Consider the following 13,962-nt stretch of genomic DNA (forward strand, 5'->3'; position numbering starts at 1 on the left):
ATTTTAATTTGACGTTTTTGTGCGGGAGACAGGAACTTTAATTTGCTGGGCTACAAGTATACTGCAAAGACGATGACCGGAGAGGGAATCATGAGAATATTTCCTTTGATTTTCTGGGATATGCATTCCGTCCAAGATATGCAAAGAACAGATATGGGAAGTTCTTTACAAACTTCCTTCCGGCAATCAGTGAGAAAGCAAAGAAAGCCATACGCAAAGAGGTAAGAGGATGGAAACTGCAATTAAAATCGGACAAAGACCTCTACGACATAGCAAATATGTTCAACCGACAGATACAGGGATGGATTAATTGCTACACGCATTTCTATAAATCAGAACTATATGATGTGCTGAGGTGCATCAATGGATGTCTGGTGAAATGGGTGCGGAGGAAGTATAAGAAGCGCAAGGCCAGACGAAAGGCGGAACACTGGCTCGGAGAGATAGCAAAGCGTGACAGGAACCTGTTTGCACACTGGAAATTTGGGATACTGCCAGCGGCTGGATGATGGGAGCCGTATGAGCTGAGAGGTTCACGTACGGTTCTGAGAGAGACTTGAGGGGAGGTTCCTCAGGTCTACTTACTCGCTGATATTCTGCAGGAGCAGGAAGAGTGCACAGAGGACGCTTGCAAACATCATCCCATTCATAGAGGGAGAGTTATTCCTGAAAGTAAACCGAGCCAAGACAACAGTAACCCATGTAGGCAAGGTAAAATATCTGGGATATGCGTTTTATCGGAACAAAGGGAAATGCAGATTCCGGCTACACCCCAAAACGGTCAGTAAAATGAAGGCCAAAGTAAGGGAGATAACCCGAAGGAATAAAGGGTGGAGCAATGACTACCGGAGACAGAAACTTGCGGAATATGTCAGAGGGTGGATAAATTACTACAAACTTGCAGACATGAAAGGACTGATGGCGGAGACAGATGAATGGCTCCGGCGCAGGATACGGGCAATCTATTGGAAACAATGGAAAAAGGTGAAGACGAGGTACCGAAACTTAAGAGCGTTGAAACTCGAAGAATGGCAGGTGCATCAGATAGCCAACAGCCGGAAGGGTTACTGGAGGGCAGCGCAGATATTAAGAGTTGCCCTTACCAATAAAATAATAGCCAGGCTGGGCTATATATCCATGCTTGACTATTATCTAAAAGTATCGTGAAAACTATTGAACCGCTGTATACCGAACGGTACGTACAGTGGTGTGGGAGGTCGGCTACTCAACTAATGGGTAGCCTCCTACCCGATCCTTACATAAGGCGATTGCGGTCGCTTCAAGAATGGATAAATCCCTGTCGCTCAATTTATCCAGAAGCACATCCAAGCGTTTCCACACGGCACTTTTGGCGTCAGCTTTCTCTGGAAATATGTAAGGGTCGATAGGCATATCGAATATTATTGCGATATATGCCAAAAGTCCGAGGCTTGGATGTTTCCCTTCCAGCTCGATTGCTTGGAGATGCCGTGGCGTAATATCAAGCGTTTCCGCTAATTTCTCCCGTGTTATCTTTTGGGCTTCACGAAAAGTTTTGATGTCAAGCCCCATCGGAGTAAAGTCAAATCCGTATCTGTTTTTCTTGTTTCTTCCCTTTCCATATGTCAACCGCCTGTTCTGAAATTTGTTATGTTCCATTTTACAGAGATAGAAGTTCCTATTAAAAGAGATAGAATTTCTATGTATAGGAACTACAAATGCTATATAGGAGAACAAACAGTACTGGATGATTGAGTTTAAATATAAAAAGTGCTATAATACAAAAAGTCCTATTTCATATCGAAAAATGATGAAAGGGAATATGAGAAGAAAAAGTTTATTTGATACTTTGATGTGAAGCTATCGTTTGGAGGATATTATGTGTAGGAATAAAAAAAGAAAAAATAAAGGTTTACTCCATGCAAAGCCAGTGTAATAAGCGACATTTGCATGGAGAAATATAAGTCGCTGATATAAAATATCTGGCTTTGCTGCTTGACATTAGAACCTAATAAATGCACATTTCATGTGGTCTTTAGGAGAATCAAGGAGGAAGCCTGCGTATGAAATATGTGAATGCAAATGACATTCTCCCCGACATGCTGATTGAGGAATTACAAAAATATGTCCAGGCAGGATATATTTATATTCCAGTTAAGAACGAACAGCATAAATCTTGGGGTGAATTGTCTGGTTATCGGAAAGAACTTGCAAGACGCAATAAAGCTATCATTGAAGAATACCGCAGAGGTGTTTCTATTGAAAAACTTGCGGATAAATATTATCTTTCGATATATGCTATAAGAAAAATAATATATCAGAAATAATTGGAGAGGGCTGCCGTATCAATGGCAGCTCTCTTTTATACTGATTATTTCTGTATCATTCTATGTATTGAGGATGTATCAACGAAAGGGTAAAATTACGGTGTATTATGTATTGACAGGAGGATAATAAGATGGCAGATTTACAAAAAAAATTTCCGAGGACAGGGGATACACAGACTGTCTATTTAAAAAACGTGGTTACTAATCCAAATATTGAGATTGGCGATTATACGATGTATAACGATTTTATAAGTGACCCTGCGGAATTTGAGAGGAATAATGTACTGTACCATTATCCAATCAATTACGATAAGCTCAAGATTGGGAAATTTTGTTCTATTGCTTGCGGGGCAAAATTTCTTTTCAACAGCGCAAACCATACGATGGATTCCTTATCCACCTATCCGTTTCCGTTGTTTTTTGAAGAATGGGGGCTTGAGAAAAAGAGTGTCACAGAAGCATGGGATAATAAAGGAGATATAAACATCGGGAATGATGTATGGATTGGGTATGAAGCGGTTATTTTAGCAGGCGTGACGGTTGGAGATGGAGCAGTTATTGGAACTCGTGCGGTTGTCACGAAAGATGTGCCGCCCTATACCATTGTGGGCGGCGTCCCTGCAAAACCAATAAAAAGACGATTTTCTGATGAAAAAATAGAGCAATTACTTAAAATGAGATGGTGGGACTGGTCGGAAGAAAAGATTGCAGGGAACATAAAGGCAATACAATCGGGATGTATGGAACAACTGAAAGAGGTGTAAATATGTGTACAAGATTTGTATATAACGGAAATGATACCGTCGTTGGATTTAACTTTGACATCGACCTTTCCGTGTGGACGCATACAGTCATCACAGAAAAAGACAGATTTTTCATCGGGATAAAAATGCCAGACAATAAGTACCATTCTTTTCATGGAGTAAACAGGAACGGGAATGTCGGGACATTGCTTTATGTAAATGGAAACGAAAAGGGAAGGTATTCTGTTGATGCAGGGTGTGTTGCAATTTCTGATTTGACGGAACAGTACGTCAAAGGAGAACTGTCATTTGGGGATGCCTGCCGCATTGTAAAGAACCAAGAAATTGTATATGCCAAAGACGCTACTATGCAGGCGATGTTTTCAGACAGGAAAGGGCGTGTGCTAATGATTGAGCCAGGGATTGGACACCGTTTTGAACAGAAAAGATATTCTCTGATAACGAATTATTCCATACTCAATCCAGAAATAACCAGACCATATATTGTGTCTGGAGATGACAGGTTTGAAAGGGCAAAGGAACAACTGGAAAAGCAGAATGATAATTTTTCGGTCACGGATGCCTTCAAAATCTTAGAATCTGTTCGGCAGGAGGGAATATGGGCAACGAGGGTTTCCTTTGTATATTCTGTTCAGGCACATAAGGTTTTTTATGTGTTAGATAATAGGTTTGGAGAAATAAAAGAATTTCAATTCGATATGCGGGCAAGTTCCTAAATCCTAATTGTATGGAAATAATTAGCGGCAGAGAGCGGTAATATAAATGGATGGCAGTCAGATAAATTCTTCTTGACTTTTACTATCAACAATAGTAATATTGATAATAGTAATAACGGAGGTGAGAATATGTCATCCATAGATTTGGTAATTCTCGGAATTGTTATGGAGAAACCGCAAAGCGCATACGACATCCAGAAAGATGTGGAATACCATCATCTCTCAAGATGGACAAAGATTAGCGTCCCGTCCATTTATCGGAAAGTGCTTCAAATGAATGAGCAAGGCTATTTAGAGAGCAATATTGTGAAAGGGGATAAATTCGCTGATAAAGCGGTGTATTCCATCACGGATAAGGGGCGGGCGTATTTTGGGCAGCTTATGAAAACTTACGCAAGCCAGAAAGTCCCATTGCTGTTTGACTTCAATGTTGTCATTACAAACTTAAACAAAATGGACAGGGAAAAAGCACTGGATTTGATAAAGAAGCTGCGGGACAATCTTACGGCTTCAGCAAAATCCATTGACGAATATGCCGCCAGCTATCCAGATATTCCATTGGGTGGGAAAGCGATTTTTGAACAGCAGCGTTTGTTATACCAATCCCTGCTAGAATGGCTTGATAAATTTGAAAGCCAGTTTAGGGGAAGCCTATAGCATGGTGATGAAAAGCAGCTTGACAATTCTGTTTGAAAATCCCTTTTGGATAGGATTGTTTGAGCGCATAGATGGCGACAAGTATGAGGTCTGCAAGATTACGTTCGGCGCAGAGCCGAAAGATTATGAGGTGTATGATTTTCTGCTCAAAAACTGGCATAAGCTGAAATTCAGCCCGCCAGTTAAAACAGAAAAAACCGAAGAACGAAAAATCAATCCCAAGCGTATGCAGAGGGAAATCAACACCCAGTTGGAAAATAAGGGAATTGGAACGAAAGCGAGGCAAGCCTTAAAACTCCAACATGAACAAGGGAAACTGGAACGGAAAGTGAAGTCCAGAGAACAGAAAGAAGCAGAGAAAGAGCGGCAATTCGCTCTGCGGCAGGAAAAGAAAAAAGCAAAGCACAGAGGGAGGTAATGTTCTGATGATAGCAAGAGAATGGGTGCGCTGCCCCATTTGTTCTAATAAGACCCGTGACAGGATAAGGGAAGATACGGTATTAATAAATTATCCGTTGTACTGCCCGAAATGTAAGCAGGAAACGCGGGTGTAATATCTATATTTCCCATAGGCGTACCGCATGAAGTGATTGCAGGGGATGACGGGCTTTGCCTGTTCGCAAAATTTATGCCCGCCCTCTGCTAATAGCCCTATCTGGTTATGTCTCTTTCGTATCGGCGAATGGCACGAGTGCCCCAGAGGATATAGAAGTATTTGGGGGGATAATTCCAGAAGAATATTTATAAGTTAAAGGCGGCAAGCCTACCTGTTTTTCAAACTGCTTTATGAAGTGGCTTTGGTCGCAGAAACCCGTGGTCAAAGCTACTTCGGTTATTGTATCGGCTTCGTGGATTAGGCGTTGTGCCTTACGGATGCGGTTCTGGATTTGGAACTGGTGCGGCGTAAGCCCTACCTCTGCCTTGAAGCTTCTGATAAAGTGGTATTTGCTTATAAAAACGTTTTGTGCCATTTCCTCGACAGTAAGTTTACATTCTGGGTATAATTCCAACTGCCTTTTTAAGTCGTGGATATACGGGGGATGGTTTTTAAGCCGCCAGTTTGAAGAATCCGAGGTTTCATCCAGACAGTTTAATAGCTGTAATAGTTGATAGTGGCTAATTTTTCCTATATTCAGAGCCTGCATCAGAAGAAGCCCGATACGTTTTTGTATAGTGATAACATTTGCGTTGTTTACAGCATTCTTATCAATGCACAGGGTAAGCAGGGTATAGCTGTCATGTGCCGAAATGCTATGTGGTTCATACGGAAATATTGTAAATGTTTCGTTTTGCTTATAAGTCCTTGTTTCCTTATTCGTTGTAAGGACTACGGAGCCGTCCAGTATGATGCCGATTGTCAGTACGGAAATGTGATTATGCAGTGGGTAGGATATAGTTGAATTATTGCAGAAAATCAGCTCAATGCCTGTTTCTGCATGATATAAATAGCGGATATTGTTTGTAGTCATAGGTTTTCCTCACGGTCTGTTATCCATTTCATGGACTTGTGTTATATGTTGGCATTGCAGCTTTCAAGTAAACGGTTTGTCCCTGTTATTTCAGCATCTACAAGGTCAATCATTCTTTTTACATTTGCAGAATGGGCGGAAGAAACTTCATTTTCCCATAACGGATTGATTTGTTTTTCAATCCCTGCACGGTACTTTTGCAGAATATTAAGCCGCTCCTGCAAAAGTTCCTGCTGTACATCAGGTGTAAATGTACTTAGAAAAAAAGCGGCAATAGAAAAGATGTTTGTATCGTAGTTGAATTGCAGGATTGATGCTTTTAAAGTGTTTATAAATTCGCTTTTCCCCTTATCAGAAAGTTTGTAAACGGTGCGGTCTGGCATATTTCCGACTTTCTCGGTAGTGCCAGATATAAATTCCTTTTTCTCAAGGGTTTTTAAGGTTGAATATACCGTTGAATCAGCGATATTAAACCACCATTTCACATTCATGTAGTTTAAGAGTTTTATTATCTCGTATGCGTTAAGTGGTTTTTCGTATATGAAACCTAAAAGCATTGTGGCAGGTTTGGACAGCATATTTTTTCCTCCTTGACATTGCATTATATTTGTAGTACTTTATATATAAAGTAGTTTTTGTAGACACTACTATTATAACATATCAATGTAGAAAAAGGAATACTGGAAAGGAGGTTTTTTATGCCGCAGCTCAATAAAGGGGGTAAATTTGTATTTGGTCTTTCCCTTATAAACCCCGATTTAACAATACACATCCCGCCACAGGCATTGTTGGAATATGATGCACTGCGGGATGGAAAAGTGATAATTTTTACGGGAAGCAAAATAACAGGCGGTTTCTGCGTGACGACATATCCGCTGCTGTCAAATTCAAAACTCAGCCATATATTGGAGGAATGCCCTGCGTTAAGGGACTGCCAGCTTTCCGAGGGCGAGTTTACCCGATATAAAGGGCGTAAATATGCGTGGATTAACATTGATAAGGATGGAACGGTTAAGTTGCCGCAAAATACGTTGGACGTTTTAGAATTACAGTCTGGAATGGAACTGTTGTCAATCCGCAGCAGTGATATTGCCTTTACAATGGGAGCAAAAGGACCGCTGCTTGAAAAAGCCCATAATTTTCATGGAGAAATAGAGAGATATTAGGAGTGATTGGAAAATGGGAAATATAATAAACAGTAAGTTATTTCATTCAATTATACTCTTTACAGTCATTGGCGAGTTTTTTCTTCCGTGGATATTATGTCGGTATTATGATGGGTACAACAGTAAAACAATGGCAATGAGTGCGTTGGGAAGTCTGCAAAGCCCCGTTCGTGTTATTTATAATACATGGTTAATATGGCTTGGATGTTTTCTGGCATTTACAGCGGCTGCATATTTTTTTACTACGAAAAAAGGCTTTCCAATCCTATCAGTTTTACTGTTGTTTTCACTGGGGACATTTGCTGTCGGAGCAGGATTGGTTTCGGGAATATTCCATGTGAATGAAAACAAAGACATTGTTACTGCCGCTTCAAAAGTACACGGAATAAGTGCGGCAATCGGATTTATAGCATTATTGTTTTTTCCACTGCTGAACGGGATTTTAGCATTTAAGCAGAACAATATCATTTTCGGCATTGTATGTGTTATTTCTTTTGTTTTGGCATTAATTTTCTTTGTCTGCTTTATTATGGGAGATAAAGAGCAGTTTCAAAACACCGTGTTGAAATATGAGGGATTGTGGGAACGGCTGTCTTTACTTTGTATGTATATTCCGCTTGCTTACAAGGCTGTCCATAATCTGCTGTCCTAAGATGGTGAGGTGGTTAAATGGAAAAAACAGAATGGGTACACTGCCCTGTTTGCGGAAATAAAACCCGTAATCAAATCAGAGAAGATACAGTCCTGCTAAATTTTCCGCTTTATTGTCCAAAATGTAAGCAGGAAATGCTGATTGAAGCGAAACATCTGAAAGTAACAGTTATAGATAAATAAATGATTGCATGAAACGGAGATAAGATTATGGACTATAAAGAAACAGATTTCAGTTTTCTATACGATGATTTAACTGAGGAATATGGAAATGAACAAGGGAAACAGCTCTATATTTTAATGTGTGAAAAATATACGAATCTAAACGATAGAGAAGCAAAATCCGAGAATGACGAAATAAATCAGCATATTTTCAAAAGATTGCTGCCAATCATGGGTGTATATTTAACCCTTATTGAACAGGGTTTTACCAAAGAACAAGCATTTATGATTGCCCATAAGGAAATACAGCATAATGCTCACAGCTTAGCGGAAGAAAATGCTAAACTTACAAAAATGCCATTTACATATGGTTTATTTAAAATGTTTGCCAAATCGCATATGAGCAAAAAGTACCCAACAGAGGGGTTTACGGTAGAATGGAAAAGGCATGATAATAGAGAAATTCATTTTGATATAGTCCGTTGTCTTTACAAAGATATGTGTGAGAAATATTGCTGTCCAGAACTTTGTCCAGTTTTTTGTCAAAGTGATATAACTGCTTTTTCGGGATATGAACCTAAGATTAGATTTGAACGCATGGGAACAATAGGGGGAGGCGCTAATTGCTGTGACTTTCATTTCATTCATGGAAATTAGATACTCAAGTAAAGCCATTAGAGAGCCAGACGCATAGATGCAGAGCCGATGAACTTGTGGGAAACCTCACAGCCCGTCGGCTCTGTTTGTCAGAAAGATAAAAATTTAGTCGTTGTCTTTCGTGCTTATTGCGGAAGTTTGTTTCTGCATGCTATTCAATTTTTTGTGGAAAGGTATCGCCATGAATACCGTTATGACTGCGGAAAGCACATCGGCAATCGGCTGGGCATACATAATTCCATTTAGCCCCCAGACAATCGGAAGAAGCAGGATAACGGGGATAAAGCAAATCCCTTGTCTGCAAGCTCCGAGGATAAATCCCTCTCTGCCCTTTCCCAAAGCAAGGAACAGGGAAGAATACACCGTATAAAATCCAAAGAGCATAATGGAAATGCCGTTTGCCTTCAAAGACGCTGCCCCGATGCGAATCATCTCGGCATCGCCCTTTGTGAATTGAGAGACGATAGCAGTAGGGAACAGAGCCAGTATCACGCCAAAAATCACACAGAAAGCCGTAGACCATAGGATGGAAGTCTTGATTGCTTCACGCAGACGGTCAAACTTCTTCGCCCCGTAACTGTACCCAGCAATGGGCTGAAAGCCTTTAATGAACCCGAATACGGACAAGCTGCCCATTGAGATAAGGCGGGTGACAACGCCCATGCCTGCAATGGCAGAGTCCCCGTAATCGCCAGCGGCATTGTTGATTAAGGAAATGGACACACTCGTTAAAATCTGGAATATCAATGTCGGGATGCCGATTTTGAAAATCTCAGACATGGTTTCCTTAGTGCTGACGAATGTCATAGAGGTATCCTCGGAGAGGGTTTCTTTTGTATATGTGCAGTCCTTAACCCGAAAATGGAATACGCTTTTTTTGCGAAAAATATAGGTCAGATATACGCAGGTTGAAACGACTTGTGAGATTGCGGTTGCTATCGCTGCTCCTGCCACGCCTAAATCAAACACATAGATAGACCACGGAGATTGCCCCCATCTGGCTCTCCCCTAACCCGCTGACAAAATAAGCGTCAACAAGGTTGTAGAAAGCATTTACCAACATGCCAATCATTGTTGGGATGCCCATTGCTAAAAGTGCTTTTGGTATGGATGTGCTGCCGAGCAGCTCCATCTTTTTACTTTGACTGTTCATTTTGAACTCCTTTCTCTTGACAAATAGTGTTATTTATATTACTATAAAATATAGTAATTGCGTTGCAGGGATTATAATACTATAATTTATAGTAGTTGTCAATAGAAAAAGGAGGGATTTTAAATGGCGACCATTGACTTGATTGTACTGGGAATGTTGAAACGGGAATCCTTGAGTGCATACGATATTCAGAAACTGGTGGAATACCGCAACATTTCAAAATGGGTAAAAATCAGCACACCATCTATATACAAAAAGGTTATCCAGTTGGAAGAAAAGGGGCTTATTACAAGCCGCACGGAAAAAGAGGGAAAAATGCCCGAAAAGGCGGTATATTCCTTGACGGATGCAGGAAATGAGGAATTTGAGAAGCTGATGCTTGAAATATCCTGCAAGCCGATTAACATATTCTTGGATTTTAATGCGGTTATCGTTAATTTAGAAAGCATGGAAAAGGAACAGCAGAGGGAATGTCTGGATAATATTGAGAGCAATATCAATGTGCTGAAATCCTATCTTGAGGAGAACATGGACTTAAAAGAAAACGCCCCCGATATTCCTGCCACGGGCATGGCAGTTCTGCATCAGCAATTTCGATTAGTGCAGGCAATCGAAGAATGGATAAGGGCATTGAAAGAAGAAATGCTGTAAATGTAGATGGTTTAAAACATAGCAAGAATGATGAAAAGATAGAAAACTCCTTGTGCTACAATATCTCATTGAACCCCCGATTTGACATATCATAATGCTTAAATTGTGAGGGCAAAACGAGGAAACACCACAAGGGTGTACCTCTATGCCCATAAAGCATGGGCAAAAATGAAGAAAGGAGGTTGCAAAATGCAAGGTCAGACAGTACGCATTGTTTCACAGGCTATCCGCTATATCGAAGAACATCTGCATGAAAAGATGGATTTAGATATGGTGGCATCGGCACTGCACTATTCCAAATACCATCTGCATCGGATTTTTACAAAGACCGTCGGCTTGACTATCCATGACTACGCAAAACGGCGGCAGCTTACAGAAGCGGCAAAACTTCTGGTATTTTCTGCAAAACCGCTTATCGAGATTGCCCTTATGAGCGGTTATGAAAGCCAGCAGGCATTTACGGATATTTTTAAGGCGATGTATAAGACTTCCCCTGCCCAATTTCGGGAAATGGAAAATTTCTACCCGTTACAGCTTGAAATCTATCTGAAGGAGGAGCTTGTAAAAATGGATTTAACAAAAGACAATATTAAATTTGCCATGCCCGAAGATGTGGATGACTGGATGGAACTGGTAAGCCTCACGATTGACGGCTATCCATGTCTGGATAAGGAAGATTACGCCGCAAACCTGCATCAGTATATTGCGGATAAAAAGGCTTTGATTTTACGGGAGGGAGCCGCTTTGGCGAAGCCGAACTGGAATGCGGCGACCGAATTGCCGCCGACCGAAAGGAGGGGGCATTACCATATGGCTATTGGCGTGATGGGATTTTCGTCCGACACAGGCAGCATAGACTTTCTGGCTGTCCATCCGCAGTATCGGCATCTCGGCATTACAAAGCTGTTCCTTGATAAGCTGGCAGAAGAATTGCTTTGCGGGAAAGAGATTACGTTGACGACATACCGTGCAGGCGATAAGGCAGATACGGGCTGGCGGGAAGAATACCGCCGTCTTGGATTTGCAGAACGGGAATTGCTTGTGGAATATGGCTATCCGACGCAGCGTTTCGTGCTTCCACCGAAAAACAAGGAGGAACCCCCCTTCGGGGATACCTTTATGCCATTCGGCAATAAGGGGGAAATACCGCAAGGGTATACCTCTATGCCCGAAAATACGGGCAGGAAAGGGGAAACAAGGAATGACCGAAACACAGAAAAACCCGTTAGCAGAGAGCTTTAACGCCCTATCCCTTATCCGATTTGCTTTCCCAAGCATGGTGATGATGCTGTTTATGGGATTATACACCATTGTAGACACGATTTTCGTCGCACGGTTTGTAGACACGAACGCTTTGTCGTCCATCAATATTGTCTGCCCTGTCATCAATCTGATTGTCGGTCTGGGGACGATGCTTGCGACAGGAGGAAGTGCGGTCGTTGCGAAGAAAATGGGGAATGGAAACACAGAGGAAGCCAGAAGCAATTTTACGTTGATTGTCGTGGCAGGGGCGGTTATCGGTCTGCTGATTACAGCGGCAGGGCTTCTCTTTTTGGATGAAATCATCTGGGGATTGGGGGCGAGTGAAATATTGTTCCCATATTGCAAAGATTATTTGACGATACAGCTCATGTTTGCCGTCTGTAACATGATGCAGGTTTTATATCAGAATCTGTTTGTGACGGCGGGGAAGCCGACATTAGGTTTAGTGCTTGCTGTTTTGGCGGGGATTGCCAATATGGTTTTTGATTATGTCTTTATCGTTTTACTGCAAATGGGAATCAAGGGAGCTGCTATTGGGACAGGCATTGGATATATAATACCGTCAATTATCGGTACAATATTTTTTCTGAGAGGAAGCCGCTTCGGCGGAGCCGAATTGGAATGCGGCGACCGAATTGCCGCTGACCGAAGGGAGGAGGCGTTACCGCCAGGAAGAAGTGAATTGCACTTTTGCAAGCCTGACATGGACGTATCTGTTTTGCTGAAAAGCTGCTCCAACGGTGTGTCGGAACTGGTAAGCCAGTGTTCGACTGCCGTAACGACATTTCTGTTTAATGTAACAATGATGAAGCTGCTAGGCGAGGACGGCATAGCTGCCATTACAGTACTCATCTATTCGCAGTTCCTCTTAACAACGCTTTATATTGGCTTTTCTATGGGTACAGCCCCCGTCGTAAGCTATAACTATGGGAGCGGGAATGTAAAACAGCTAAAAAAGACCGTCCGTATCTGTTTTAGCTTTATAGTGGGGATTTCCATATTTGTATTTTTATTTTCCCTGCTTGGAGGAGAAAGCATTGCAAAGGTATTTGCCGAGAATAACAGGAATGTTTTTGAAATTACAAAGAAAGGATTTGTCATTTTTTCATTCAGCTTTCTGTTCTCTGGATGCAATATTTTTTCATCCGCTTTATTTACGGCATTATCGAATGGAAAGGCATCGGCAACCATATCTTTCCTGCGGACATTTGGATTTATTACGGTGTTCCTTTTGGCATTGCCGAGATTTTTAGAGGTAACGGGCATATGGCTTGCAGTACCGTTTGCGGAGCTTTTCACGCTTATGCTGACGGTATATCTGATATGCAGGCATCGGAAACAATACAATTATTTTTGAAAGAAAGGCAGGCAAGAAATTGAAACAGACAGAATGGATATTATACCCTGTCTGCGGGAGTAAAACCCGCAGCAGAATAAGAGAGGATACTATTCTGATAAATAATTATCCTCTCTACTGTCCGAAATGCAGGCAGGAAAGATTGATAGAAGTGAGAAATCTACAAACAATAGTCATCACAGAGCCAGACACATTAGATGTAGAGTCGATGAACGTGTGAGCAATCACAGTTTGTCGGCTTTTCTTTTTACATAACCAAAGGTAGGCACGTCCACCAAATAAAAAAAATGGCGATTTGATGGGCGGTATTGCTATGCCCGAAAGACTTAACAAGCACTCTCCAAACCTGTTTCAAGTTTGGAGGGATTTTTATTGCCTGCAAATAGCAAGTTCCATATACATATATCATATCGGAGATGGGTGGACAGCCTGTTAAAAAAATCTTTGTCAGTGCAAGGGGGCTTTCTACCCAAGAAGTAGAAGTCAAATCTCTGCATATAAGAACAATTATATTTATAAACCGTGAGGGCGTGACAGCCTTTGCTGTCGCCAGATAAGGATGTTTTTATGTAGGATACAGTGTAACTCTATAAAAGGGATTACACTGTATTCGTTTGTTATGCCACAAATTTGAAGTCCTGCGGGTTGTTCCGTATTTCTTCCATTGTGGCAAGGATTTCTTTTTCGGTGGGAATATCAATCATACCCACCGCTGTAAAATAAATATCCACCTTCACATGGCTGTGACCGCTGGACTTGTCGCTGTTGTGGACTTCGATACGCTCAATCAGCGAATTGACAAGCGTAGGGGTAAGCTCTTTAATGTCGGTTATCTCCCGCAAAGTGCGTAAGATAAGCCTTAAATCCATTACCCGCTGTTCGGCGTTCTGCAAGGTCTGGCGGTTTTCTTCCACTTCTTGCGTCAGTGATTTCTGCTCCTTTTCATAGCTTTGAAGCATTTTAGCAAACCGCTCATCAGAGAGTACGCGC

The 13,962-nt window shown here is 41.5% G+C and carries 20 protein-coding genes and 1 pseudogene; 16 read left to right on the forward strand and 5 right to left on the reverse strand.

Annotated features, from left to right (window positions below):
* Positions 1-209 precede the first annotated feature (209 nt).
* Together E5329_RS10840 and E5329_RS10845 are read left to right on the forward strand one after the other, a co-directional pair.
* The gene (locus E5329_RS10840; RefSeq protein ID WP_275443204.1) at positions 210-509 is read left to right on the forward strand and encodes a group II intron maturase-specific domain-containing protein; all 300 of its coding nucleotides are present in this window, start codon (positions 210-212) and stop codon (positions 507-509) included.
* Positions 510-789: 280 nt separating this feature from the next.
* Positions 790-1,167: a group II intron maturase-specific domain-containing protein gene (locus E5329_RS10845; protein WP_275443190.1), complete on the forward strand. Its 378-nt coding sequence runs from the start codon at positions 790-792 to the stop codon at positions 1,165-1,167.
* Positions 1,168-1,221: 54 nt separating this feature from the next.
* Here E5329_RS10845 and E5329_RS10850 read toward each other — a convergent pair whose 3' ends face one another.
* On the reverse strand, positions 1,222-1,608 hold the full coding sequence (locus tag E5329_RS10850; protein WP_275443191.1) for a helix-turn-helix transcriptional regulator: 387 nt from the start codon (positions 1,606-1,608) through the stop codon (positions 1,222-1,224).
* A gap of 434 nt (positions 1,609-2,042) precedes the next feature.
* Here E5329_RS10850 and E5329_RS10855 point away from each other — a divergent pair, with 434 nt between their 5' ends.
* The 6 genes from E5329_RS10855 to E5329_RS10880 all read left to right on the forward strand — a co-directional run bounded on the left by E5329_RS10855 (position 2,043) and on the right by E5329_RS10880 (position 4,997).
* Positions 2,043-2,306 carry a CD3324 family protein gene (locus E5329_RS10855; protein ID WP_120409864.1) on the forward strand — a complete coding sequence of 88 codons (264 nt, stop codon included), beginning with the start codon at positions 2,043-2,045 and terminating at the stop codon, positions 2,304-2,306.
* A 131-nt stretch (positions 2,307-2,437) separates the two neighbouring features.
* Positions 2,438-3,070: a CatB-related O-acetyltransferase gene (locus tag E5329_RS10860; protein WP_135989564.1), complete on the forward strand. Its 633-nt coding sequence runs from the start codon at positions 2,438-2,440 to the stop codon at positions 3,068-3,070.
* Positions 3,071-3,072: 2 nt separating this feature from the next.
* Positions 3,073-3,786, forward strand: coding sequence for a conjugal transfer protein (locus E5329_RS10865; RefSeq protein ID WP_135989565.1), 714 nt, complete (start codon positions 3,073-3,075; stop codon positions 3,784-3,786).
* 129 nt (positions 3,787-3,915) lie between these two features.
* On the forward strand, positions 3,916-4,443 hold the full coding sequence (locus E5329_RS10870; protein WP_135989566.1) for a PadR family transcriptional regulator: 528 nt from the start codon (positions 3,916-3,918) through the stop codon (positions 4,441-4,443).
* Between the two features lies 1 nt (position 4,444).
* Positions 4,445-4,861 (forward strand): YjdF family protein, encoded by a 417-nt coding sequence (locus tag E5329_RS10875; protein WP_135989567.1) that lies wholly within the window; start codon positions 4,445-4,447, stop codon positions 4,859-4,861.
* A gap of 7 nt (positions 4,862-4,868) precedes the next feature.
* A complete protein-coding gene (locus tag E5329_RS10880; RefSeq protein ID WP_135989568.1) occupies positions 4,869-4,997 on the forward strand; it encodes a cysteine-rich KTR domain-containing protein in 129 nt (42 codons plus the stop codon).
* Positions 4,998-5,102: 105 nt separating this feature from the next.
* Here the strand turns inward: E5329_RS10880 and E5329_RS10890 are convergent, their stop codons facing one another.
* Together E5329_RS10890 and E5329_RS10895 are read right to left on the reverse strand one after the other, a co-directional pair.
* A complete protein-coding gene (locus tag E5329_RS10890; protein WP_135989569.1) occupies positions 5,103-5,912 on the reverse strand; it encodes an AraC family transcriptional regulator in 810 nt (269 codons plus the stop codon).
* A gap of 41 nt (positions 5,913-5,953) precedes the next feature.
* Positions 5,954-6,490, reverse strand: a complete 537-nt coding sequence (locus tag E5329_RS10895; RefSeq protein WP_135989570.1) for a PadR family transcriptional regulator — start codon at positions 6,488-6,490, stop codon at positions 5,954-5,956.
* 120 nt (positions 6,491-6,610) lie between these two features.
* Between E5329_RS10895 and E5329_RS10900 the strand changes: the two genes are divergently transcribed.
* The 4 genes from E5329_RS10900 to E5329_RS10915 are packed head-to-tail and all read left to right on the forward strand — an operon-like array spanning position 6,611 to position 8,548.
* Complete coding sequence (locus E5329_RS10900) at positions 6,611-7,078, forward strand: hypothetical protein (protein ID WP_135989571.1); 468 nt, start codon at positions 6,611-6,613, stop codon at positions 7,076-7,078.
* 13 nt (positions 7,079-7,091) lie between these two features.
* Positions 7,092-7,730 (forward strand): DUF998 domain-containing protein, encoded by a 639-nt coding sequence (locus E5329_RS10905; RefSeq protein ID WP_135989572.1) that lies wholly within the window; start codon positions 7,092-7,094, stop codon positions 7,728-7,730.
* A 17-nt stretch (positions 7,731-7,747) separates the two neighbouring features.
* The gene (locus tag E5329_RS10910; RefSeq protein ID WP_135989573.1) at positions 7,748-7,912 is read left to right on the forward strand and encodes a cysteine-rich KTR domain-containing protein; all 165 of its coding nucleotides are present in this window, start codon (positions 7,748-7,750) and stop codon (positions 7,910-7,912) included.
* Between the two features lie 27 nt (positions 7,913-7,939).
* A complete protein-coding gene (locus E5329_RS10915) occupies positions 7,940-8,548 on the forward strand; it encodes an L-2-amino-thiazoline-4-carboxylic acid hydrolase (protein ID WP_135989574.1) in 609 nt (202 codons plus the stop codon).
* A 105-nt stretch (positions 8,549-8,653) separates the two neighbouring features.
* Here E5329_RS10915 and E5329_RS10920 read toward each other — a convergent pair.
* Positions 8,654-9,701 (reverse strand): annotated as a pseudogene (locus E5329_RS10920) (MATE family efflux transporter).
* A 123-nt stretch (positions 9,702-9,824) separates the two neighbouring features.
* Here E5329_RS10920 and E5329_RS10925 point away from each other — a divergent pair.
* From E5329_RS10925 to E5329_RS10940, 4 genes are all read left to right on the forward strand, one after another.
* A complete protein-coding gene (locus E5329_RS10925; protein WP_135989575.1) occupies positions 9,825-10,352 on the forward strand; it encodes a PadR family transcriptional regulator in 528 nt (175 codons plus the stop codon).
* A 189-nt stretch (positions 10,353-10,541) separates the two neighbouring features.
* The gene (locus E5329_RS10930) at positions 10,542-11,594 is read left to right on the forward strand and encodes a GNAT family N-acetyltransferase (RefSeq protein WP_275443192.1); all 1,053 of its coding nucleotides are present in this window, start codon (positions 10,542-10,544) and stop codon (positions 11,592-11,594) included.
* The gene (locus E5329_RS10935; protein ID WP_135989576.1) at positions 11,554-12,972 is read left to right on the forward strand and encodes an MATE family efflux transporter; all 1,419 of its coding nucleotides are present in this window, start codon (positions 11,554-11,556) and stop codon (positions 12,970-12,972) included. Before E5329_RS10930 ends, E5329_RS10935 begins: the two co-directional genes overlap by 41 nt.
* A 19-nt stretch (positions 12,973-12,991) precedes the next feature.
* Positions 12,992-13,192: a cysteine-rich KTR domain-containing protein gene (locus E5329_RS10940; RefSeq protein ID WP_135989577.1), complete on the forward strand. Its 201-nt coding sequence runs from the start codon at positions 12,992-12,994 to the stop codon at positions 13,190-13,192.
* 397 nt (positions 13,193-13,589) lie between these two features.
* On the opposite strand, the gene E5329_RS10945 is transcribed toward E5329_RS10940, so the two are convergent.
* The gene (locus E5329_RS10945; RefSeq protein WP_135989578.1) at positions 13,590-13,931 is read right to left on the reverse strand and encodes a DUF4368 domain-containing protein; all 342 of its coding nucleotides are present in this window, start codon (positions 13,929-13,931) and stop codon (positions 13,590-13,592) included.
* Positions 13,932-13,962 lie beyond the last annotated feature (31 nt).

The organism is Petralouisia muris (assembly GCF_004793545.1).
Lineage (GTDB): Bacteria > Bacillota > Clostridia > Lachnospirales > Lachnospiraceae > Petralouisia > Petralouisia muris.